28 protein-coding genes, 1 rRNA gene and 1 riboswitch are annotated in these 23,079 nt (G+C 42.1%); of the genes, 26 read left to right on the top strand and 3 right to left on the bottom strand.

Annotated elements, in window-relative coordinates:
- Positions 1-93, top strand: a 5S ribosomal RNA gene (gene rrf, locus J2Z69_RS18470); the annotation flags it as partial.
- Positions 94-481: 388 nt separating this feature from the next.
- Here the strand turns inward: rrf and J2Z69_RS18475 are convergent.
- Complete coding sequence (locus J2Z69_RS18475) at positions 482-1,006, bottom strand: hypothetical protein (RefSeq protein ID WP_209866141.1); 525 nt, start codon at positions 1,004-1,006, stop codon at positions 482-484.
- A gap of 218 nt (positions 1,007-1,224) precedes the next feature.
- On the opposite strand from J2Z69_RS18475, the gene J2Z69_RS18480 reads away from it, so the two are divergent.
- From J2Z69_RS18480 to rsmI, 10 genes are all read left to right on the top strand, one after another.
- A complete protein-coding gene (locus J2Z69_RS18480) occupies positions 1,225-1,410 on the top strand; it encodes a sigma factor G inhibitor Gin (RefSeq protein ID WP_209866144.1) in 186 nt (61 codons plus the stop codon).
- Positions 1,411-1,552: 142 nt separating this feature from the next.
- Positions 1,553-3,100: an aminotransferase class I/II-fold pyridoxal phosphate-dependent enzyme gene (locus J2Z69_RS18485; protein WP_209866147.1), complete on the top strand. Its 1,548-nt coding sequence runs from the start codon at positions 1,553-1,555 to the stop codon at positions 3,098-3,100.
- Complete coding sequence (gene tmk, locus J2Z69_RS18490; protein ID WP_209866150.1) at positions 3,090-3,740, top strand: dTMP kinase; 651 nt, start codon at positions 3,090-3,092, stop codon at positions 3,738-3,740. The genes J2Z69_RS18485 and tmk overlap by 11 nt, the downstream gene beginning before the upstream one ends.
- Positions 3,741-3,801: 61 nt before the next feature.
- Positions 3,802-4,131, top strand: coding sequence for a cyclic-di-AMP receptor (locus J2Z69_RS18495; protein WP_209866153.1), 330 nt, complete (start codon positions 3,802-3,804; stop codon positions 4,129-4,131).
- A gap of 41 nt (positions 4,132-4,172) precedes the next feature.
- Positions 4,173-4,616, top strand: coding sequence for a YaaR family protein (locus tag J2Z69_RS18500; protein WP_209866155.1), 444 nt, complete (start codon positions 4,173-4,175; stop codon positions 4,614-4,616).
- 46 nt (positions 4,617-4,662) lie between these two features.
- Positions 4,663-5,655 carry a DNA polymerase III subunit delta' gene (gene holB / locus J2Z69_RS18505; protein ID WP_209866158.1) on the top strand — a complete coding sequence of 331 codons (993 nt, stop codon included), beginning with the start codon at positions 4,663-4,665 and terminating at the stop codon, positions 5,653-5,655.
- A gap of 91 nt (positions 5,656-5,746) precedes the next feature.
- Positions 5,747-6,547, top strand: coding sequence for a PSP1 domain-containing protein (locus J2Z69_RS18510; RefSeq protein WP_209866161.1), 801 nt, complete (start codon positions 5,747-5,749; stop codon positions 6,545-6,547).
- Positions 6,548-6,576: 29 nt separating this feature from the next.
- A complete protein-coding gene (gene yabA, locus J2Z69_RS18515) occupies positions 6,577-6,939 on the top strand; it encodes a DNA replication initiation control protein YabA (protein ID WP_209866164.1) in 363 nt (120 codons plus the stop codon).
- A gap of 46 nt (positions 6,940-6,985) precedes the next feature.
- Positions 6,986-7,759, top strand: a complete 774-nt coding sequence (locus J2Z69_RS18520; protein WP_425355026.1) for a tRNA1(Val) (adenine(37)-N6)-methyltransferase — start codon at positions 6,986-6,988, stop codon at positions 7,757-7,759.
- A complete protein-coding gene (gene rsmI, locus J2Z69_RS18525) occupies positions 7,756-8,643 on the top strand; it encodes a 16S rRNA (cytidine(1402)-2'-O)-methyltransferase (RefSeq protein ID WP_209866167.1) in 888 nt (295 codons plus the stop codon). The genes J2Z69_RS18520 and rsmI overlap by 4 nt, the downstream gene beginning before the upstream one ends.
- 125 nt (positions 8,644-8,768) lie before the next feature.
- On the opposite strand, the gene J2Z69_RS18530 is transcribed toward rsmI, so the two are convergent.
- Positions 8,769-9,023 (bottom strand): AbrB/MazE/SpoVT family DNA-binding domain-containing protein, encoded by a 255-nt coding sequence (locus J2Z69_RS18530; RefSeq protein ID WP_209866170.1) that lies wholly within the window; start codon positions 9,021-9,023, stop codon positions 8,769-8,771.
- Positions 9,024-9,325: 302 nt separating this feature from the next.
- Here J2Z69_RS18530 and J2Z69_RS18535 point away from each other — a divergent pair, with 302 nt between their 5' ends.
- The 13 genes from J2Z69_RS18535 (at position 9,326) to J2Z69_RS18595 (ending at position 21,611) form a co-directional block, all read left to right on the top strand.
- Positions 9,326-10,642, top strand: a complete 1,317-nt coding sequence (locus tag J2Z69_RS18535; protein WP_209866173.1) for an HD domain-containing protein — start codon at positions 9,326-9,328, stop codon at positions 10,640-10,642.
- A complete protein-coding gene (locus J2Z69_RS18540) occupies positions 10,632-11,399 on the top strand; it encodes a TatD family hydrolase (protein WP_209866176.1) in 768 nt (255 codons plus the stop codon). The genes J2Z69_RS18535 and J2Z69_RS18540 overlap by 11 nt, the downstream gene beginning before the upstream one ends.
- Positions 11,400-11,596: 197 nt before the next feature.
- Positions 11,597-11,796, top strand: a riboswitch (cyclic di-AMP (ydaO/yuaA leader).
- Between the two features lie 266 nt (positions 11,797-12,062).
- Positions 12,063-13,205, top strand: coding sequence for a resuscitation-promoting factor (locus J2Z69_RS18545; protein WP_209866179.1), 1,143 nt, complete (start codon positions 12,063-12,065; stop codon positions 13,203-13,205).
- A gap of 136 nt (positions 13,206-13,341) precedes the next feature.
- On the top strand, positions 13,342-13,887 hold the full coding sequence (gene rnmV, locus J2Z69_RS18550; protein WP_209866182.1) for a ribonuclease M5: 546 nt from the start codon (positions 13,342-13,344) through the stop codon (positions 13,885-13,887).
- 4 nt (positions 13,888-13,891) lie between these two features.
- Entirely contained in the window at positions 13,892-14,779 is an 888-nt protein-coding gene (gene rsmA / locus J2Z69_RS18555; protein ID WP_245339451.1) for a 16S rRNA (adenine(1518)-N(6)/adenine(1519)-N(6))-dimethyltransferase RsmA, read from the top strand.
- A 49-nt stretch (positions 14,780-14,828) separates the two neighbouring features.
- Positions 14,829-15,734, top strand: a complete 906-nt coding sequence (yabG, locus tag J2Z69_RS18560; RefSeq protein WP_209866185.1) for a sporulation peptidase YabG — start codon at positions 14,829-14,831, stop codon at positions 15,732-15,734.
- Positions 15,735-15,909: 175 nt separating this feature from the next.
- Positions 15,910-16,191, top strand: a complete 282-nt coding sequence (gene veg, locus J2Z69_RS18565; protein WP_209866188.1) for a biofilm formation stimulator Veg — start codon at positions 15,910-15,912, stop codon at positions 16,189-16,191.
- A gap of 158 nt (positions 16,192-16,349) precedes the next feature.
- Positions 16,350-16,529, top strand: coding sequence for a small, acid-soluble spore protein, alpha/beta type (locus J2Z69_RS18570; protein ID WP_209866191.1), 180 nt, complete (start codon positions 16,350-16,352; stop codon positions 16,527-16,529).
- A 140-nt stretch (positions 16,530-16,669) separates the two neighbouring features.
- Positions 16,670-17,524 (top strand): 4-(cytidine 5'-diphospho)-2-C-methyl-D-erythritol kinase, encoded by an 855-nt coding sequence (gene ispE, locus J2Z69_RS18575; protein WP_209866193.1) that lies wholly within the window; start codon positions 16,670-16,672, stop codon positions 17,522-17,524.
- A gap of 110 nt (positions 17,525-17,634) precedes the next feature.
- The gene (purR, locus tag J2Z69_RS18580; protein ID WP_209866195.1) at positions 17,635-18,474 is read left to right on the top strand and encodes a pur operon repressor; all 840 of its coding nucleotides are present in this window, start codon (positions 17,635-17,637) and stop codon (positions 18,472-18,474) included.
- A gap of 171 nt (positions 18,475-18,645) precedes the next feature.
- Positions 18,646-18,930, top strand: coding sequence for a septation regulator SpoVG (gene spoVG, locus J2Z69_RS18585; protein ID WP_209866197.1), 285 nt, complete (start codon positions 18,646-18,648; stop codon positions 18,928-18,930).
- Positions 18,931-19,135: 205 nt separating this feature from the next.
- Entirely contained in the window at positions 19,136-20,533 is a 1,398-nt protein-coding gene (gene glmU, locus J2Z69_RS18590; protein WP_209866199.1) for a bifunctional UDP-N-acetylglucosamine diphosphorylase/glucosamine-1-phosphate N-acetyltransferase GlmU, read from the top strand.
- Positions 20,534-20,657: 124 nt separating this feature from the next.
- Positions 20,658-21,611, top strand: coding sequence for a ribose-phosphate diphosphokinase (locus J2Z69_RS18595; protein WP_209866201.1), 954 nt, complete (start codon positions 20,658-20,660; stop codon positions 21,609-21,611).
- A 120-nt stretch (positions 21,612-21,731) separates the two neighbouring features.
- Here J2Z69_RS18595 and J2Z69_RS18600 read toward each other — a convergent pair whose 3' ends face one another.
- A complete protein-coding gene (locus J2Z69_RS18600; protein ID WP_209866204.1) occupies positions 21,732-21,932 on the bottom strand; it encodes a hypothetical protein in 201 nt (66 codons plus the stop codon).
- A 186-nt stretch (positions 21,933-22,118) separates the two neighbouring features.
- Between J2Z69_RS18600 and pth the strand changes: the two genes are divergently transcribed.
- Entirely contained in the window at positions 22,119-22,679 is a 561-nt protein-coding gene (gene pth, locus J2Z69_RS18605) for an aminoacyl-tRNA hydrolase (protein WP_209866206.1), read from the top strand.
- Between the two features lie 71 nt (positions 22,680-22,750).
- Positions 22,751-22,981 (top strand): anti-sigma-F factor Fin, encoded by a 231-nt coding sequence (fin, locus tag J2Z69_RS18610; RefSeq protein ID WP_209866209.1) that lies wholly within the window; start codon positions 22,751-22,753, stop codon positions 22,979-22,981.
- The last annotated feature ends 98 nt before the right edge of the window (positions 22,982-23,079 follow it).

A 23,079-nucleotide genomic window follows, 5' to 3' on the forward strand; every position in this document is an offset into this window, starting at 1 on the left:
CCACACGTACCCATCCCGAACACGACCGTTAAGTCCTCCAGCGCCGATGGTACTTGGACCGCAGGGTCCTGGGAGAGTAGGACGCCGCCAAGCGAAGAACCACTGCCGAATCATCGGTGGTGGTTTTTATTTTATATCCTTACTTTACTTAAAAGATAAGACTCTCTGAGTGCTTTCTGAATGTATTAGATATAAGTTGAAATCATTAGACAAGCTTCATAATGACTAAAGGTTATATATAGACGAAAAAAGTAAAACTGAAATTATATAAATTAAAGTTTATATAAACTTTAATTTAATAAACAAAAAAATTTAGAAACTAATTTAGTAAACCACAGAAATTATATAAATAAATGAAATAAGAATTATGCCAACTATTATTTCAATTGCTTATACAAATATAAATTTATGAAAATAAAGAACCCTCTTATATAAGAAGGTTCTTTATTTGCATGGAGGAAATGTAACTGAGGCTAGCTATCTAAGGCATATAGTAAGAAATATCTTCATCACTAAGTTTGATCATTCCACCCTGTGGTTGGTGCTGTAAGCCTAAAAAGGCATACCAACGAGGTAGTAAAATCCAAAGGTGCCAGAACATCATGGAGATAACAAACGATATAGGTGCCCAAGGAATAAATATGGCGATTAAGAGCAGGACTAACCAAGCGGTATGAAGCTCTACTCTTTGAAAAGTACGATAGTTCGTATGCTGATCTGGCATGTAACCTAACCAAGGTAATCTAAAGCTGATTCGCCATTTTTTGCGATAAGAGTGATGAATGATAGCAAGCGTTGATCTAGAAACAACAAATTGAAAATATAAGATGATGGGTAAAGTGAAAATAATTGAAAATAGGCTTATCCACTTAAAATAATACAACTCAAGAATTAAGACTATTCCGGGTAGTAATAAATACGTCATAATTAATGGTTTGGAGAAGGTGATTTTTTTGAGTAAACGATATTGATAAAAAGTTGCCTGAGTATGATTGTCGAGAGACATGAAAGAAGCCAGTCCTCCTTCAGTAGGTTCATTGAGCGTAACTACTCATATTGAATATATCGGATAATAAAAAGAATATTATAAGGTTTGCCCTGTACAAACACCTAATCGAAGCTTGCTGCATAAGTATATATTAAGTCTGCAATGCCTATGAAATAGGTTTAAAATAATAGATACTGTGCCATACTGATAGTAAAAAAGATGAGGTGGGATCTTTAATGGACGGACAGGACGTTGAAAAGTGTATTATCTGTGGTGAACACAAACAGGACGGGATTGTGATTGTATCGGAATTTATCTGTGATGCCTGTGAAGCCGAGATGGTTCACACGGATGTAAAGGACGATAAATATCACTTTTTTATCCATCAAATGAAACAGATTTGGTTGCAAAATAATGCATGAATTTGAATAAAAGGACCTTTGTTGAACTATAGACAGGTCCTTTTTGCGTTCAACAGCAGATCAGGTCATTTCAAGCTGGGCGATAATAATATTATGCTATAAAATAAAGAGAAAACACAGTTACTCTGGAAGGATATCAATTATGTCGAAATTTGAGCAACAAGCCCCACTTGCAGAAGCACTTGTTAATTATGCTAAGGCTGGTCAGTCATCTTTTCATGTGCCGGGCCATAAGAATGGGCATGCCTTTAAAATGATGAGGAGCGAAGCTGCTGGGTATCTTGAGCGGGTTGCACTAATAGATGCTACAGAGATCATAGGCTTAGATGATCTTCATCATCCGGAAGGAGTTATTGCGCAGGCTCAGGAAAGAGCTGCCCGCTTCTATGGGGCCGATGAATCTTTTTTTCTGGTAGGCGGCAGTACGGTAGGGAATCAAGCTCTAATTTTATCAGTATGTACGGAGCCTGGGGATGTTCTTCTAGTTCAACGTAATGTTCATAAGTCTATCATTCATGGATGCATGTTGGCTGGGGCGCACGTAGTTTTTCTAACACCACAGTTTGATGCGAGAAGTGGTCTAGCCATAATTCCATCTTATACTACGGTAGCCGAAGCGCTGATTCGTTATCCTGAAGCAAAGGGTCTGCTAGTAACAAGTCCTAATTATTACGGAATGGGAGAGTCCCTTAAATCTATCATTGAATTATGTCATGAACATGATCTTCCTGTACTTGTAGATGAGGCACACGGAGCACATTTTGGTCTGCATACTGATCTTCCTGTAAGTGCTATGGCTGAGGGAGCAGATGGGGTAGTGCAGTCTACTCATAAAATGCTTACGGCTTTGACCATGGGTTCAATGCTTCATATACAAGGAGATTACTTGAATCGGTCCCTGCTCAAGCAGCGATTAGCCATGTTACAGAGTTCAAGCCCCTCCTATGCAATTATGGCTTCCTTGGATCTTACTCGCAGTGAACTTGAACAAAAAGGGGAAGATGCTTTTACAGAGGCATTAATTCAGTGTAATCGAATTCGTGATTACGCAAAGGGGAAAAGATTGAGTATTGTAGAGCCTGAGGGTATTGAAGGCTATAGTAGGCAGGACCCTTTTAAAATTGTAATATATGATAAGTTTGAGCAACGAAGTGGTTATGAACTACAAGAGATGCTAGAGAAGCAAGGGTGTATTCCAGAAATGAGCGACCACAGACATGTGGTGCTGGCGTTGAGTCTAGCGACAAGTTCTGAAGAGATAGATCATCTGATCAATGCTATGAATTCAATAGAAGATGAGCTAGCGGATATCCTGCCAATTATCAAACAGAATAACCTACCAAATGAGCCATTGATGATAGGTGAACAAAATCAACTTTCCACGTGGAACAATTCTAACGAAAACAAAATATCAGATATCGTTCCCTTCAACCTTCGTACATGGAAAGAAGATCAATTAGAGACCATACTTTTGGAAAAAGTGGAAGGATACTCATCGGGGGAAATGGTTATACCTTATCCACCAGGTATTCCGTTATTATATATAGGTGAAGTGATAAGTAAAGAAACCATAGAAGTTTTAAAGCGATGTAGATTAGCTAATTTTAAATGTCAGGGTGTATCAGATACAACATTAAGGACTTTAAGAGTCATATCCAGTGGAAAGTTGGAAAAACAGTATGTTGAATAAACAAGGATACTTTATCACTTTTGAGGGTGGAGAAGGCTCTGGAAAAACAACAGTTATTCATTCGATTGCAGAACATCTAAAGAAGGAGGGTGTGCCGACAATTATTACCCGTGAGCCTGGAGGAATTGAAATCTCCGAAAAGATTCGGGGAATTATTTTAGATCCTGAACACACTCAGATGGATGGACGAACCGAAGCCTTACTTTATGCGGCAGCAAGAAGACAGCATCTAGTTGAGCGTGTAATACCAGCGCTTCAGGCAGGCAATTTAGTCTTATGTGATCGATTTATTGATAGTAGTCTGGCATATCAGGGGTATGCGAGAGGATTAGGTATAGATGAGATTTTAGCTGTAAATTCGTTTGCTACAGAGGGCAGAATGCCCGATACTACATTTTATCTGGATATCGAGCCGTCCATAGGACTCTCTAGAATTGAAGCGAGCCAAGGCCGAGAGGTGAATCGATTGGATCTGGAACAACTGGAATTTCATCAACTTGTCAGAAAAGGGTATCTGTCCATTGCAGAAAGATTCTCGGATCGTATCCTTACCATTAATGCTGAAAGAGATGTAGAAACTGTGATTAGCGAGATTATGCGTCATTTAGAGCCTTGGATAAAAGGTTTTCGTGGGGAATAGGGTAATGGTATAATGAAAGTTAAGCAAGCGTTAGACTAACTTATTAAAAGGGGGATGTAAGATGAAGCTGATCGTTGCGATTATTCAAGACAAGGACAGCAATCGTCTATCTGGCGCTTTAGTGAAGTCCAATTTTAGGGCAACTAAATTAGCGAGCACTGGCGGTTTTCTACGTGCGGGGAATACAACGTTTATGATTGGAGTAGAAGACAGTCAAGTTGAGACCGTACTAGGTGTCATCCGAAGCAGTTGTAAGGTACGAGAACAGCTTGTAACTCCTGTAACCCCTATGAGCGGAACAACAGACTCCTATCTCCCATTACCCGTTGAAGTTCAAGTAGGCGGAGCTACAGTATTTGTTATGCCAGTAGATCGCTTCGAGCATTTCTAAGGTAATTCATATACATTCTAATAGAATGGCAGTGATATAGATTGAAGATTGAACCGGGCTATAGACCTTTATCTAGTGGACGTGGTGTTAATGATGGGAATACAAGACCGATTCAGAACAAAACGTTCTCTGATACCATGCAGCAGCAAGGAGAACAAGCTTCACAGCAAGAACTTCAGCGTCGTGTCAAAGAGATACAGATCCAAGGAGATCGTCTTGCCTATTCTATGACGGTTAGAGAACTTAAATCCTATCGCTTGTTGGTCAAACGGTTCTTGGAAGATACCGTTCGTCGTGGGGTAGGAACTAAGGATATCAAGGGATGGGATCGAAGAGGCCGAGGGAAGCGTTATAAATTACTCGATGAAATCGATACAACTTTGCTCGAGATGGCCGAGGAATTGCTGGAAAGTGAACAAGGTAAAATTGAACTGTTGCAGAAAATAGGAGAGATCCGAGGCATGTTGATTAATTTTAGCTTTTAAATGAATAAAATGAAGATATTGTTGTACTTAGGAAGTGAGGGACGCCATGTCTTTTCGTGAAATTAAAGGTCAGGATGCGGCTAAGTCCATGCTGCAAAGGGCCCTGCAGCAAGGGCGAATCTCCCATGCTTATCTATTTAATGGTCCTGCTGGTAGTGGTCAAAAACAGATGGCGCTAACCTTTGTTCAAGCCCTGTTCTGCACAGAGGCTATGGATGATGCTTGTGGTGAATGTTTAGAGTGTCGAAAAGTAGCTCATGGAAATCATCCCGACTTACTCCTGATAGCCCCTGAGGGCAATTCTATAAAAATAGACCAAATCCGCGATTTGCAGCGGATTTTCTCATATCGTTCGGAAAATGGAAATCGTAAAATATATATTATTGAAGCAGCAGAAAAAATGACGGTTCAAGCCGCCAATAGTCTGCTTAGGTTCCTAGAAGAGCCACCATCACCTGCGGTAGCTATTTTACTTACGGATAATGGACAAGCTCTGTTACCTACAATTCAATCTAGAGTGCAGTGGGTGCCGTTTGTAGCACTTCCTCCTTCTATAATGCTTCAAGTATTATCTGATGAAGGATTTCCTGTCCCTTTGGTAAGTTGCGCGGTGAATTTAGCGGCTGGAACCGAGTCAGCTAGAGAGCTTTTGCAACAGAATTGGTTTGCAGAAATTAGAAACGTAGTGGTACAATTGGGGAGGGAAACCACTGGTAGAGCTGGATCTACTTTAATTACAGCTCAGCAGGGTGTAATAAAGGCAGGACTTGGCGATCATTTGGATGTGTTTTTTGATCTATTCCATTTATGGTTCAAGGATATGCTGCAAGCTCAGGTTCAAAAGCACGAGGGTATCGTTTTTATAGATGAGTGGGAGTTTATCTCCAAGAATGCCAGAACACACAGCGCCGACGAGTGGGTGTCCTGTATGGCACTGGCCGCAGACTGCAAGAAGAAATTACGATACAATATGAATGGTCAGCTCTGTCTGGAACAGTTCCTGATCGGACTGATGGACAGGAACTTCGCCGGCGCTTGAGAGTACGGCTTATAGATAAACTTCTCCCACAAAGGTTTACAGGTTAATGAGATGAGCCGAATTAGCATAAGCTATACGAGGGGGTAAGTTTTTGTATACTGTAGTGGGTGTTCGCTTCAAGAAGGCGGGCAAAATTTATTATTTTGATCCTCTAGAACTGCAGATCGATAAAGAGAATTATGTAATTGTAGAAACTGCACGAGGGATTGAGTATGGGAAAGTCGTAGTGGGCAAGAAAACGGTCGAAGAGTCTGATGTCGTATTGCCTCTGAAGAAAGTGATTAGAGTGGCGGATGACACCGATGCTAAAGTAGTAGATGAGAACAAGCTTGCGGCGAAGAATGCATTTGCCACTTGTTTAAATAAAATCAAAGACCATGATCTGAAAATGAAGCTGGTAGATGTCGAATTCACTTTTGATCGAAATAAAATTATATTTTATTTTACAGCCGAGGGAAGAGTCGATTTCCGCGAGTTAGTTAAGGATCTAGCAAGTATCTTCCGTACCAGAATAGAACTTCGTCAGATTGGTGTCAGAGATGAAGCAAAAATGCTTGGAGGAATTGGTCCTTGCGGACGTGTGCTGTGCTGTTCGTCTTGGTTAGGAGATTTCGAGCCTGTATCTATTAAGATGGCAAAAGATCAAAGCCTCTCCCTAAATCCTACGAAGATTTCAGGGTTATGCGGTCGTCTTATGTGCTGTTTGAAATTTGAGCATGATAATTACGAAAGCGTAAGAGAAGAACTACCGGCTGTGGGCAAAATGGTCGTTACCTCCCAAGGGGATGGTAAGGTCGTAGGAATTAATGCCGGGTCTCGTACCGTTCATGTCCAACTATTTGAAATTGGCAAGGTTAGAGAGCTTCCTTTAGATGATGTAGTCGTCAAGTAAACCATAGAGTTGACTCTTGGGGTGGGAAATTGGATAAAAAAGATATTTTTAAACACCTGCTGGATCTAGAAACACAAATGAGTAAAATGCATGGCGAACTTGGTGTCTTAAAAATGGAGATCAAGAAGTTGCTTGAAGAAAATCAGCGCTACTCGCTTGAAAATGAACAATTGCGTAAAGTGTTAAAGCGTGAAGTTGAAGGCGGTACGGGCGATCTTAATGATGCTCGAAAAGTAAATGCAGATTTGCCGGATAACATAGATATTGTGGGAGAAGGTTATGATAATCTAGCTCGTCTGTATCATGAGGGCTTTCACATTTGTAATGTATATTATGGGCATTTACGTACAGAAGGGGACTGCCTTTTCTGCCTGTCTTTTCTTAATAAATAACAAACCGTGGGGTGACTCCTACGGTTTTTTTCAAATTCTAAAGGAAATGGAAGAACACATCATGACTAGTGTACCTTTGTACGAACAAGAACGAATCGATGATCTGCTTACCCATGAACTTCATATTATACAGAGTGATGAAGTATTTAGTTTCTCCATGGATGCTGTCTTACTAGCTAGGTTCGCTTCGATTCCCAGACAGGGAGGTCGAATTCTAGATTTGTGTACTGGTAATGGGGTGGTCCCTTTATTATTGTCAACAAGGACTACTTCACATATTGAAGGTATAGAAATTCAGGAGCGCCTTGCGGATATGGCTAAGCGAAGTGTGCAGATGAACGGACTTGAAGACCAAATTCAGATTCGTCTCGGAGATCTAAGGGAGTTGGTAAAGGAAACGGGGCACGGCGTATACGATGCAATCACTGTCAATCCTCCATATATGCCTCTGACAGGCGGGGATTTAAAATTGAATAGCCATCAGGCTATAGCAAGGCACGAGGTGCATTGCACTCTTGAAGAGGTTATCCAGTCCTCAATGAAGCTTATTCGAAACGGCGGGAAGGTATCCATGGTACATAAACCTCAGCGTTTGGGTGAAATCTTAAGTTTACTGCGAAAATATCGTCTAGAGCCTAAAGTTGTGCGTTTTGTTCACCCTCGCAAGCACATGGAAGCTAATATAGTCCTGATCGAAGCATTACGTGATGGAAAACCAGATCTACGCATCCTGCCTCCACTGATCGTGTACGGGGATGATGGGCAGTATTGTCCTGAAATCATGGACATTTATTACGGCGCAAAAGAGGGAAATCTATGAGTGTACAAATACAAAAAAGCTTTGAAGCTAATGAACGAGGAAGCGGCAAATTATATCTTGTAGCTACGCCTATCGGAAATTTGGAAGATATGACTTACCGAGCCATTAGAACGCTAAAAGAAGTAGATATTATAGCGGCTGAAGATACAAGACAGACTCGAAAACTGCTATCACATTTTGAAATTTCTCCCCAAAGGTTACTTAGTTATCATGACCACAATAAAATAGCTAGTGGACCGGAATTAGTCAGGCTTATTATAGAAGGAAAAAATCTGGCACTAGTTAGTGATGCAGGTCTTCCAGCGATATCTGATCCAGGTAGAGAGCTTGTACAATTGGCCATTCAAGAGGATATAGCGGTCATTCCTATCCCTGGGGCAAATGCGGCCTTGTCTGCCTTGATCGTGTCAGGCTTGCCTACAGAGCGATTTCATTTTGCAGGATTTCTTCCCAGAGATAAAAAAGATCGTGAACTGCTGTTAAAGTCATTAGGGGAGCAAGAGGGAACTTTCTTATTATATGAATCCCCTCATCGTCTGATCAAGACGCTGGAGCATCTATTAGAGGTATGTGGAGATCGAGACATTGCTCTAGCTAGGGAACTCACTAAACGATTTGAAGAGATTGTGCGCGCCTCTGTTATAGAATGCTTAGCTTGGCTTGAGGAGCATCCACCTTTAGGTGAATATTGCATCGTAGTTGAAGGGGCCAGTGCAGCAGATCTTCAGGTGCGTAAGGATGCTTGGTGGCAGGAGTTATCTTTAGAAGCACATGTAACTCAATATGAACAGGAGAAGGATGTAAGTCGTAAAGATGCCATGAAGCTTGTAGCAGCTGATCGTGGTGTCTCTAAACGAGATATTTATAACGCCTTGCTGGACTAAACATTCATTTCTTAGAGATAAAAAAATAACCTTCGCCAGGTGTATAGCCTGGGAAGGTATCAAGGAAATATAAAAAGGTTTGAATTAATAATAGATTAGTTATAAATAGTATAGGTAATAGAAAATTAGTTCGTTACAGGTGCAGGAATTTCAGACAAACACTCATTACAAACAATTTTGCCTTTGAAATAAGTTACGTTCTCAGCATTGCCGCAGAAAATGCAAGCAGGTTCATATTTCTTAAGCATAATACGCTCACCGTCTACATAAATCTCGAGCGCATCTTTCTCGCCAATTCCGAGAGTACGGCGCAATTCAATGGGAATAACAACGCGTCCTAGCTCGTCTACTTTTCTTACAATACCTGTTGATTTCATCATAACTGATGATAGCCCCTCTCGCCATAAATTAAAAATGTCATAATTCGACACGGTTCTCTTTTTTATGATATTTATAATACCAACCATTGCCAAAACAGTCAACCTATTATTAGATTATCACATTCTATATTAATAGATTCATGTCGGGTAACCCCTATATAGCCTTATATCTTATCGATATAACAAGCTATGGAAGCAATTTAGATTTTGGAAAACCGATCCACTTCATTATACGACATAATTCGACAATATGTGTCAATTTTTAATGTTATTTTATCTATTTTGAGGGGAGCTTAAGAACTATGCTGCATCCTTTAACCGAAGAGAAAGTATTTAAGGACCCTGTTCATAACTATGTGCATGTTCAAGATCAACTTATTTGGTCTCTTATCAATACTTCTGAATTTCAAAGATTACGCCGTATTCGTCAATTAGGTACGACATATCTCACATTTCATGGAGCAGAACATAGTCGATTTTCTCATTCCTTAGGAGTCTACGAGATTACGCGCCGTATTATTTCTCAGTTTGAACGTTCACTTTATACCGATTGGCCAAAAGAAGAACGTCTCGTCACCTTGTGTGCTGCTCTGTTACATGACTTAGGACACGGTCCATTTTCTCATTCTATAGAAGAAGCTTTTGATATGGATCATGAGGAATGGACTTGTCGTATTATTTTGGGGGACACGGAAGTACATCGCATCCTTCTGGAAGAGGGCGCTGACTTTCCTGACAAAGTAGCCTCTGTCATTCGCAAAGATTACGATAAAGCGATTGTTGTAAATCTGGTCTCCAGCCCTCTGGATGCGGACCGCATGGATTATTTGCTTAGAGATGCTTACTTTACTGGTGTAAATTACGGCACTATCGATATAGATCGGATTTTAAGGATGCTTAGGCCTTTTCAAGGACGAGTTGTGGTAAAAGATTCGGGAATGCACGCAGTTGAGGATTATTTAATGTCGAGGTATCAGATGTACTGGCAGGTATACTTCCATCCGGTAACCCGAAGTTCGGAAATTATTTTGCGTCAAATTTTCCGGAGAGTGAAGGAATTGCATGAATATGGTTTTGAATTGAAGTTCCTTCCCGAACCTCTGCCTAGTCTGTTCAGACTTGAGATGACAACAGAAGAATATCTTCAACTAGATGAAGCTTTAATACAGACCGCATTCATGCAATGGAGAAAAGAAGACGATGAGCTATTGGCAGATTTATGTACACGTTTTATTAATCGGTTATTGTATCAATATGTAGAAATTGAAATGTTAGATATGGAAAATATTGATGAAATACGATATTCATTTCGTGATGTAGGACTTGATCCTAATTATGATCTCGAAATTGATTTTCCTACTGATCTTCCCTATGATGTATTTCGTCCCGAGGACGAGTCTAAAGAGACTCAAATTCTGTTGCTGGACAAACAGGACCAATTGCTTGAAATTTCAGAAGTCTCGGATATTGTAAGGTCTATCAGTGGCATTCACCGAGGAAAATATCATTTGTATTACCCAGCGAATAAAATTGCTCCCGTAATAGACCGTTTACCTCGGCATATAGCTGTTTTATTTCAACGCACGGAACTCAAGGAGGATTTTAACGATGTTGTTTGACACGCATACTCATCTAGATGCAGCACAATTCGACGAAGATCGTGAAGAGACGATTGCCCGGGCTTTAGCGCAGGGGGTAACGCGAATGATTAATGTCGGTTTTAACCGGGAGACGATTCCCACAACCATAGCGTTGGCTGAGAAGTATGAATTTATATATGCCGCTGTCGGATGGCACCCACAAGATGCAATTACGATGAAAGATGGAGATCTGGAGTGGATTGCCAAGCTATGTGCTCATCCTAAAGTAGTGGCTATAGGAGAGATTGGTCTTGATTATTACTGGGACACTTCACCTAAGGACGTGCAGCAGGATGTTTTTCGTCAGCAGATTCGCTTAGCACGCAGCCTTCAAATGCCTATTGTCATTCATAATCGGGATGCCCATGAAGATGTGATCCGTATTCTTCGGGAGGAAAAGGCACACGAGGTAGGCGGGGTCATGCACTCATTCTCTGGAAGCTGGGAGACGGCTAAAATGTGTCTTGATCTTGGTTTTCATCTCTCGTTTGGAGGACCGATTACATTCAAGAATGCCAAACAACCTAAAGAAGTTCTCCAACAGGTCCCGATGGACCGACTATTGCTTGAGACGGACTCCCCTTATTTGACTCCACATCCATTTCGTGGGAAAAGGAATGAGTCTGGACATGTTCGACTGGTTGCAGAAATGGCTGCGGAGTTAAAAGGAGTTAGTCTTGAAGAAATCGCTGATATTACAACGAAAAACGCACTGGACCGATTTGGTATTAAATGAATTATGGAGTAAAACAGATGAAATCGTGAGAAAATAGTAAAAATGAAGGCATTTTAATAATAAAATGCCCGAATATTACAAAAATTTAACCTTATTTTTAAAAAATCCGCTTGATTCCTGCTTTACAACATGCATACAAACAGGTTAGAATCTTTCTCAGTAATCCATTTGATTACAACTGGGTTACAAGGTTCCAAGAACCAGTCTCGCTAAATCTCCTAAAATGGAGAACGGGGGAACCAATACGCCACGCTGAACAGGGTGAACGTATTTGATTTCTTTAAAGGGTCTTTGGGGTGAATTCAAGGTCGTTGCGCCATGAGCGGACAGATTAAGATAGGGCTACTCTCTAGTCCGAACCCGACAGCTAACCTCGTAAGCGTAGCAGAGAGAGGCATAACTCGTGCATCCTAACTTTCCTTTTTTACAATCAGGAAGCCACGAAAGAGACCCTCTAATTCTCTTTCTTTAGGCTTCTTTTGTTTTTGAATAAAGGAGATAGAATGTTCATACGTTGGTATGACAGGGACACAGAGGCCTGAAAGGCTGGAGCAGGATACGAATGACGCCGTAAGGGGTCGGACGTAAAAAACGGTAAATAGTCACGTCACATATTTCTAGAGTCGATCTTAGACGACGAGGCTATGAAGGAGGACGTAAGAAGTGGGCTTTTTCGACCAGAAAAAAACTACCCATGGTTCACGATCATCCAGCAGGTCTTACGCGTTGCGGTGGAAGCAAGAAAATAAGCGTCAAATTATCATTTCAGCATTCATCACCGTCGCATTGCTTGCAAGTATTGTAGGATGGTTCTACCAGCAAGCGAATAAAAATATGTATTTGGTTGATGGACAGTCGCAGTCCGTAGAGGCACCAACGGCAGTCCCTCAAGTGGATGAGCACGATAGTATCTTGAAATCTCAAGATGAAATAGCTGGACCTTTGAATAACAGTGTTCGGAATAGCGACCAGATGTTCATTCATCGTGCTGTACCGATTACGATTACGGCAGATGGCGGTACCAAGCAATATTTTGCTGCTGAAGGATCTGTTCAAGATACACTTCACAGAATTGGTGTAGCTGTCTCCAGTGAAGATCAAATTACACCGGCTATATCAACGCCAATTGATTCCGGGTTGAACATTCGCATCGTACGCGTCGATACTCATACAGCGAAGTTACAAGTCAAAGTGCCTTATGATTTTGTTAAGACTTCAGATCCTTCATTACAAAAAGGTAAAACGAAGTTGATTCAACAAGGTCAAAGCGGTATCGTTGTTCATGAAATTGAGAAAGTGTATAAAGATGGAACGTTCGTCTCCAAGCGCCTTGTCTCTAAGTCTGTAACTAGACCTGTAGCAACAAAAGTGCTTGCCGTTGGAACCAAACCTGCACCGAAGACGCAGGTATTGTCAGCAAGCATTGACCGTTCAGCGAATGCAGTGAATATAAGTCAGAACAACAGCACCCAAAAGGGCGGCGTTGCATTTAAATATAAAAAACTTCTGCAAAATGTATCTCTTACTGCTTATTCATCCCAGGAACCGGGCATGGGTACACGCACAGCGTCTGGTTCGCGTGTAACAGAAGGTAGAACCATTGCAGTAGATACGAACGTAATTCCTATGGGCTGGTGGGTATATATTGAAGGCGTAGGTTTCCGCCGCGCTGAGGACACCGGTAGTGCAATTAAAGGAAATATTATAGATGTCTATTATGACTCACTAAGAGCTGCAAATGATTTTGGCCGCAAAAAAGGTCGTACGGTATATGTCATCGGTCCAGTAAAACCTGAACTGAACTAGTAGAACGTTGTATCGTTTACTTTAAGCCGGGAATCATATACTATTACAATTGATGAATATGTACAGGATGAAGAAGAGGAGATGATCCTCTTCTTTTTTGTTATATATCGAACACTGATTAGAGGAGATGACATCCATGATTAAGGAAGTCATTGTTGTTGAAGGCCGAGATGATACGGTTGCCATTAAAAGAGCTGTCGAAGCAGATACTATTGAGACAGGTGGCTCCGCTATAGGAGAGGTAGTTCTGCGTAAAATTGCCTTAGCACAGGAACGCAGAGGCATTATCATACTCACAGACCCGGATCATGCGGGTGAACGTATACGTAAAATTGTTGCAGCTAAAGTCCCTGGATGTAAGCATGCTTTTATTACAGAAGACGAAGCGACTCGCCGTGGCGACATTGGTGTGGAGAATGCATCTCCTGAAGCCATACGTCGTGCTCTGGGACGCGTACATAGCGAATCTACTGAGGCAGCCCCACAAATCGATTTTGAGGACCTTATAGAGGCGGGACTAATTGTACACCCTGCGGCTGCCTCCAGACGTAGAATTATGGGGGAGCTACTCCATATTGGTTATTGTAATGGCAAACAGTTTCATAAACGTCTTCAAATCTTTTGCATCAGCCGGGAAGAGTTCTTGGCGGCATGGCAACAATTAGAGAACAAAGGGGTATAGTGGCATGAGTAAGATAGAGGATGTATCTACACCACGCCGTACGAAAGAAATTATTCAGAGGCATGGTTTTTCGTTCAAAAAAAGTCTAGGACAGAATTTTCTGATCGATCAGAATATACTTAGTAAAATTGTGAGTGCGGCACAGCTTGATCAGACGAAGGGTGCACTGGAAATTGGACCAGGCATTGGGGCGCTAACCCAGAAGCTCGCAGAAGTTGCCGGGAAGGTCACAGCTGTTGAGATTGATCAAAGACTTATACCTATCTTGGGCGAAGTGCTAGAGCCTTCTCCTCATGTACAGGTTATACATGGCGATGTGTTAAAACTGGATTTAGCAGAACTGTTCAAAGAACAATTCGGTGAAGTTAGCGGCGTTAGTGTTGTGGCCAATTTGCCCTATTATGTGACAACCCCTATTATCATGAAGCTCTTAGAGGAGCATTTGCCACTGGAGAATATTGTGGTCATGATTCAGAAGGAAGTAGCTGAACGTATGGCAGCCTCTCCAGGTGGGAAGGAATTTGGAAGTCTAAGTATTGCGGTGCAATATTATTGTGAGCCTGAACTTGTATGTGTCGTTCCCCATACTGTATTCATTCCTCAGCCAAATGTAGACTCTGCCGTTATTCGTCTTAAAGTACGTACACAGCCTGCGGTTCAAGTGGAGGACGAGGCATTCTTCTTTGAAGTAGTCCAAGCAAGTTTTGCTCAGCGAAGAAAAACGATTGCGAATAACTTGAAAAGCCGTTTTTTTGCTAAAGAAGGCCGGGAGCGGCTAGAACAGTATTTAACTGAGGCTGATATCGTGTCCACGCGTAGGGCAGAGACACTCAGTCTAGAGGAGTTCGGACGATTGAGCGATATCCTCTTGAAGGCAGGGCTTAAATCATAAAATAAAGGAACCAAAGCCCAGCTTCGCCCATACGATGGGGTTAGAGGTGATGGAGTTGACGAATTTAGGAGACCTGGTTGTTCGCAGGTCCTACGGAGGGGATGTTACCTTCCGTGTGGAGTTAATAGAACGCACTCGGGCGATAATTAAAGGTGTTGATTTCCGTCTAGTGGCTGATGCCCCTTTTTCGGATTTGGTTCAAGTATCAACCCCTCCTCCAAGCGAGAAGTTGCAGCAAGCCAAAATTAAAGCAACCGAGTCCTTGGAGCGATTGGAGAAAGATCGTAGAGCTCTTGTGGAGCGAACACGCGAAGAGTTGATGTCAGAATTATACAGTTCTAATGCTCCATCGTATTTTGAGGTGCCTGGAAAAGTATTACATTTAGATGGAGATGCCAACTATTTAAAAAAAAGTCTCGAACTGTACGAGAAACTGCGAGTTCCGGCAGAAGGTTATTACGTCAGTGAAAGCCGCATGGCGGATGCGGTGTACCGTCTCTTACCGAAGGTAAACCCAGATATTCTGGTCTTGACGGGTCATGATGGTGTACTTAAGAACCAGATGAATTATGATCTGTACAATCTGAACAGTTACAAAAATTCTCGCAATTTTGTGGATGCGATCCAAACAGCACGAAGCTATGAACGTAATTTCGATGCCTTAACGATTGTGGCGGGTGCTTGTCAGTCCCACTTTGAGGCTCTCCTGCAATCGGGAGCTAATTTTGCAAGTTCTCCTGCTCGTATTCTCATCCATGCTCTAGACCCCGTCTACATTGCGGCTAAGGCTTCATTCACGCCAATTCGTAGTACACTTCACATTACGGATGTGCTGAACCATACGGTCAGTGGAATTCAAGGGGTGGGGGGTATTGAGACACGGGGGAGTTACCGTATAGGTTTACCTAAGCTTAGAGACCTTTCTACCTTGACAGTGGTTCCGTCTATACAATAAATGGATAGCTTACGCCTTAAGAACCATGCCCCCGGAAGGGGGTTTTTTTCGTATACAGTCGATCCAAAAAAAAATCATTGACAATACTTTTTACAGCTTGATATAATTATTTATTTTGATTTGACAAGTGATTTAGAGAGGAGTATAATGGACAAGAAAGAGGTGGTCATAGGCAATGGCGAAAAATACGCTGTCTGAAATTAAGAACAATCTCGATGCTCACGTGGGACAGAAGATTTTGCTTCGTGCGAATGGCGGTCGTCGTAAGACCATAGAACGCACGGGTGTTCTGGAAGAAACCTACCCCTCTGTATTTATTGTAAAGCTTGATGAAGAGCAACAATCCTTCAAGCGCGTATCCTACAGCTATGCCGATATCCTTACTGAATCTGTGGAAGTCACGATTTGTAACGATAATGATAACAGCGAGCTCAAGGTGTCGTATATTAAACCTTAAGTATGATATATGCTCAGCAATGAAGCGGTTCTTGGTTCTTAACCTAGGCTGCTTTTTTTATTATCTATATAAGCTCACTGAACGGTATGAGATTGCTTCTACTGCGTCATACTAAGCATGTTCTATATTCTATTCCTAATGGTGAGGAGAATGGATACATGTCAAGAAGAAGACGCAGTGTGATGTCGGAAGAATTGAAATACGAATTAGCCAAGGATTTGGGATTTTATGATACCGTTCAAAAAGAAGGTTGGGGCGGAATCAAAGCCAAAGATGCCGGGAACATGGTTAAAAGGGCTATTGAAATGGCAGAACGTGCGGCTTCTCGTAACGATTAAGACAAAGCTCCTCCAACTGGAGGAGCTTCTTTCATACCCAGAATAGGAATTCATCTTCACTTTTTGCTATAATGTACTCCATAATGGTTAATTTATTGTACATAGATTTGTTGATGGAAACTTAAGGATGGGTGAGGGCCTTGAAAATATACGAAAAAGCACCAGCGAAGATCAATTTAATGCTGGATGTTTTACATAAGCGGCCTGATGGATATCATGAGGTTGAAATGATTATGACGATGGTTGACTTAGCAGATCGCTTGGAGATGGAAGAACTGCCAAGGGATACGATTATTATTTCAAGCCAAGCAGGCTATATTCCTCTGGATGAGAAGAACTTGGCCTTTCAGGCTGCACGGCTTATTAAAGATCGCTATAACGTCCGTAGTGGGGTTTATATTCATCTAGATAAGAAGATACCTGTAGCGGCGGGACTCGCTGGAGGGAGCAGTGATGCTGCGGCTACGTTACGTGGACTGAATCGGCTCTGGAACTTAGGGATTTCCCCGGAGGAGCTACAACTACTAGGAGCGGAACTTGGATCAGATGTGCCTTTTTGCGTTACAGGAGGGACAGCCCTAGCTACAGGACGAGGTGAAAAGTTAACTCCAATTGCAAATCCACCACAATGCTGGGTCATATTAGCGAAGCTCCCGATTAATGTATCTACCGCAGATGTGTATGGACGGTTTCGCGTGCAGCAGATTCAGCAGCATCCATCAGCCGCTGCCATGCAGGGGGCTATTGAATCGGGATCGTTTGCAGCGGTTTGCAATCAATTAGGTAATGTGTTGGAGGATGTGACGCTTCAACTTTATCCTGAAGTAGCGCAGCTTAGGGAGACCATGATGCGTCTAGGTGCGGATGGTGTACTGATGTCAGGAAGCGGTCCTACTGTATTTGGTCTTGTGTCCAAAGAATCCAAAGTAGCTCGAATCTATAATGGTCTTCGTGGCTTCTGTAAAGAGGTATATGCCGTACGGATGTTGACATGATAGGAAAGGTAACACTAAAATCAACATTTCTTGGACTTTTCCGTACAAAGATGGTATATTTTCTTTAAAATATTCGGATTTTAGTCCATTTAGCTAGTGAGGGTTCGTTCGTGAAAAAGTTAAAGAGAAGCGCCAGATTGGTCGAAATGACCCAATATCTGTTACATAGGCCGCATCATTTAATACCGCTTACAACATTTGCGGATCGATATGGAGCTGCCAAATCCTCGATTAGTGAGGATTTGTCCATTATCAAAGAAGTATTTGAAGAGGAAGGTATGGGGGACTTGCTTACTATGGCAGGAGCTGCTGGAGGTGTTAAGTTTATTCCCAAGGCCGGACAGGAACAGGCTGAAGAATTCATTAATCATCTATGCTCCATGCTATCCGACTCAAGTCGGATTCTTCCGGGCGGATACTTGTATATGTCGGATATGCTCGGCCTGCCTAATCTTATGAATGAAGCAGGGAAATTATTTGCTACGGTGTTTGCCCATGCAGATATTGATGTCATTATGACCGTTGAGACCAAAGGAATACCGCTGGCTTATGCTACAGGAGCTCAACTGAATCTTCCGGTAGTCTTAGTGCGAAGAGATCATAAGGTAACAGAAGGCTCAGCGGTAAGTATTAACTATGTTTCCGGTTCTCACAAAAGTCTGCATACGATGACACTATCCAAGCGAGCGCTCAAGCCCAATGCTAAAGTGCTGATTGTGGACGATTTTATGAAGGCAGGCGGAACAATTCAGGGTATGGTCGATTTATTGGCTGAATTCAATGCGACCGTAGCCGGGGTTGGGGTACTGGTGGAGTCTGGTGAGATTGATACAGAACAAAAACTACTAGAGGATTATGTTTCGTTGGCTACGCTTACTGTAGTGGATGCAAAAGAAAAGGAAATTTCGGTTCAACCGGGGAACTATTTCAGCCGATTGCAGCGGCGATAATTTGTCGAAACCCTTGGGATCTGATCGGAAATTACCGACTTATGTCGAAAGTCTCATTTTTCAAAAAAAAATTCCTGATTTTAGGGCTTTTTGTTCGTAAAAAAAAAGGATTTCCGTATGCTATGTGGAATATTACACCAAGTCTCTGATGGAAAAAGGTGGTGAACACATATGCAAATTACGGATGTAAGACTCCGCCGAGTGAGCTCTGAGGGCAGAATGAAGGCGATTGCTTCCATTACTATTGATAACGAATTCGTCGTTCATGACATTCGCGTTATTGATGGTAACAATGGAATGTTCGTTGCCATGCCTAGCAAGCGCACGCCGGATGGCGAATTCCGGGATATCGCTCATCCGATTTCTTCGGGCACACGCGAGAAGATCCAAGCTGCAGTTCTTGCAGAATACGATCGAGCAGCAGTCGAAGAAGAAGTCATTGAAGAAGGGGCTTAAGTACAGAGTAAGACTAAAGCCGGATAACAGGCCCCATTCTATAGAATGGACAGCCCGATTTCGTTGTTTTTAGTATATTCTGTATAGGAGTTATGTCTTAACTTATTGGGGTTCAAGGAAGAGAGCCATGTGCTATGGCTCTCTTTTCTTTTTGCGCAGAATAAGATATATTCAGTAATGAGTTCAAGAGAAGGAGGCCGAGGCCTTGAAAAGATTAGCAGTTGTTCTTGCTGCAGGACAAGGGAAACGTATGAAGTCGAAATTATACAAAGTGCTTCATCCCGTATGCGGTAAACCGATGGTAGGACATGTTCTTGACACCGTGAAGACAGTCAATTGTGAACGTAGTATCGTGGTGGTAGGCCATGGTGCAGAAGCCGTCCAGTCTTATCTTGGAACATCGGCTGAATATGTGTTACAGGAGCAGCAACTTGGAACTGGCCATGCCGTGAAGCAGGCGAAAGCGCTGATTGGAAGCGAAGAGGGAACAACCATTGTAATTTGTGGTGACACACCATTAGTGACTTCAGAGACGCTCGAAGAGTTAATGCAACTTCATCAAAGTAAGAATGCAGCCGCAACAGTACTCACTGCTATTATGGATAATCCTAAAGGATATGGCCGTGTCATTCGCGCTAAAGATGGATCTGTAGTTCAAATTGTAGAACAAAAGGACTGCACACCAGAACAAGATGCGGTGCAGGAGATTAATACAGGTACGTATTGTTTTGATAATGCGAAATTATTTGAAGCACTGGATAAGGTTACTAATAGTAACGCTCAGCATGAGTATTATTTGACGGATGTCATTGGCATTCTAGTAAATGATCAAGAATTCGTAGGAGCTTATGTAACAGATGATCATGCTGAATCTATTGGCGTAAATGATCGTATTGCATTATCTGAGGCAGAAGGTTTTATGAGAGAGAGAATTACAAGAAAGCATATGATTAACGGTGTTACCATTATTGACCCTAGTTCCACTTATATAGGTGCAGATGTTATTATAGGATCTGACACTGTCATTTACCCGGGAACATGGATAACCGGTCATACGACGATTGGAGAAGATTGTACTATTGGTCCTGGTGCAGAAATTGCCGATAGTGTGCTTCAAGATCGTGTGACTGTCAAACATTCAGTTCTTCAAGAGGCGGAGGCCGGCAGTGGAACAAGCGTCGGACCATTCGCTTATTTGCGTCCAGGGACAAAACTTGGAGCAGATGTGAAGGTAGGCGACTTTGTTGAGATTAAGAATGCTACCTTAGATGATGGTTCGAAAGTTTCTCATCTCAGTTATATCGGGGATGCGAAGGTGGGTAAGAATGTAAATATCGGCTGCGGAGCAATAACTGTCAATTATGATGGGTATAATAAATCGATTACCGAAATTGAAGATGATGCTTTTATTGGCAGCAATGTCAATTTAATTGCACCAGTCAAAGTGGGTAAGGGTGCTTATGTCGTAGCAGGATCTACTATTACTCATTCCGTATCTGATAACGATCTAGCCATTGCTAGACAACGTCAGGAGAACAAATCAGGGTATGCAGAGAAAATTCGTGCGCGTGCCATTGCAAAGAAACAGAGAGAGCAGGACTAAAGTTTTTTAGTCTGGTCCTATTTTCAGAATACGCGGAATATTCAATGACCTTAGCAATTGAACTAAAGTAAGGTCTTGAATAGTTCTTTAGTTCAATTTAAATTGCACGGAGGGTTTTCATTCTATGACTTATTGTGATTCCAAGCTAAAGATCTTCACCTGTAACTCCAACCCTAAGCTCGCGCACCAAATTGCCGACTATATCGGGATTCCTATGGGAGATTCAGAGACAACGAGCTTTAGTGACGGTGAAATTCAAGTGAAATTGTCCGAGAGTGTTCGGGGTTCACATGTGTATGTTGTTCAGTCCACTTGTGGGCCTGTCAATGATAATCTTATGGAGCTACTCGTTATGGTAGATGCTCTCAAGCGGGCTTCAGCCAAAAGTATTAACGTAGTCATTCCTTATTATGGTTATGCTAGGCAGGACCGGAAGGCTCGTTCGCGTGACCCTATTACGGCCAAGCTAGTAGCGAATTTGATCGAAAAAGCGGGTGCCCACCGGGTAATTACGATGGATCTTCATGCTATGCAAATTCAAGGTTTCTTCGATATTCCTGTGGATCACATGCTCGGTGTGCCGATTCTCGCTCAATATTTCCGTTCTAAACATATTGAGAATCCAGTAGTGGTATCTCCCGATCATGGAGGAGTAGTTCGCGCTCGTAAACTAGCAGACTTCTTAAATGCTCCGCTAGCTATTATTGATAAGCGCCGTCCTGAACCGAATGTAAGTGAAGTTATGAACATCATCGGTAATATTGAAGGCAAGACGGCTATTCTAGTCGATGATATCATTGACACTGCCGGAACCATTGTCTTGGGAGCAAATGCACTTAAAGAAGGCGGCGTCAAAGAAGTGTATGCATGCTGTACACATGCTGTACTTTCGGGTCCGGCCATGGAACGACTTGAGAATTCTCCGCTAAAAGAGGTTATTGTTACCGATACGATTCCTATATCACATCCGAATCCGACTAGCAAACTTAAGGTGTTGTCAGTAGCTCCCTTGATGGGGGAAGCGATTATTCGGGTGCATGAAGAGCTTTCGATTAGTAAACTGTTCGAAATTGAGTAGGTTAAAAGGATGAAAAGGGGTTACTTCTCTGCTATGGAGAAGTAACCCCTACCTGCGTATCGCAAGTGATACATGAGCATGGTAAAGATGTGGTGAACCCGGTAAGCACCAAGATGAACTCTAGTAGCCGGGCCGGGATGTAAAAACATAAGCACTCCTTTTGTATAACGTGTCACCAATCAGGACAGCATGTTGGTCAAAGTCCTTGATCCAGCCAATATCTACATGATTACCCATGCGATAGACCTGAACAGGAATGGCATGATCCAGATGGTCTTGGAAGTGGGAATCTTGAGTAAGTTCTGCGCCAAACACTTGCAAGGATGATTCACCTTCTAACCATATGATAATAAAGTTGTGCCTGAAAGATTGGAGTGTAAGACTCTCGTTGCCTATATTTTAATCAAAAATGGAGCAAATGAGAACGATTACTTTTTAAAATTTGCCAATATTATGAATATTATTAATAATTAAATTAAAAAGCTATCTGAAATGGGGTCTACGAGCATGAAATGGATCGTCGGGCTCGGGAATCCGGGACCCAACTATGAACGTACACGTCACAATATTGGTTTTATGGCTTTGGATTCTTTTGCAGAACAGCATGGAATTTCAATAAAGACAAATAAGTGTAAAGCATTGATTGGTGAAGGGAACGTAGCCGGTAGCAAAGTAACTTTAATTAAACCTATGACATACATGAATCTGTCGGGAGAGTCTGTCCGTGCTTTCATGGATTATTATAAAGTGTCCCTTGAGGATATGATTGTCGTGTATGATGACCTAGATACAGAGATTGGGAGAAATCGTCTGCGCTATCAAGGCAGCGCTGGTGGACATAACGGAATTAAATCTTTGATTCAACATACGGGGACCCAGACGTTCAATCGCATTCGTATGGGGATATCTCGTCCGCAGACAGGATACCCCATAGTAGACTATGTTCTGGCTCCGTTCGCTAAAAAAGAACAAGAACTTTTACAATCCTCAATCGACGATGCTGTTCTTGCATTAGAATACAGTCTGAATCATTCATTTGAGCAGACGATGGCCAAGTTTAATAAGTAATAGCATACAAGGGCTAATCCTTCTAGAAGTGGGCATACTAAAGGTATAAATGACCCTCAGGAGGCATAACAATGGCAGTAAACTATGTATGTCGGCATTGCCGGGCATCTATGGGAAGTATTGAATCGACAGAAATCACCGAATCTAGGTTGGGCTTCCATTTCTTGACCCCCGATGAGCGGAGAGATATAATAGCGTATGATCCAAATGGAGATATAACAGTTCGTGTAACTTGTGACTATTGCCGGGAAGCTTATGAGAGCCATCCTGAGCTTACACTTTTGTCTAGCCCACTTCAGTAATCTAAGGTGGAGTGTCTCCGGTGAATCAGATGATCCCGGATAATGCGCTATAGAGCCTTGGCACGAATGCTGAGGCTTATTTTAGTACTTTCCAAATT

It is taken from the genome of Paenibacillus shirakamiensis (assembly GCF_017874255.1).
Taxonomy (GTDB): domain Bacteria; phylum Bacillota; class Bacilli; order Paenibacillales; family Paenibacillaceae; genus Fontibacillus; species Fontibacillus shirakamiensis.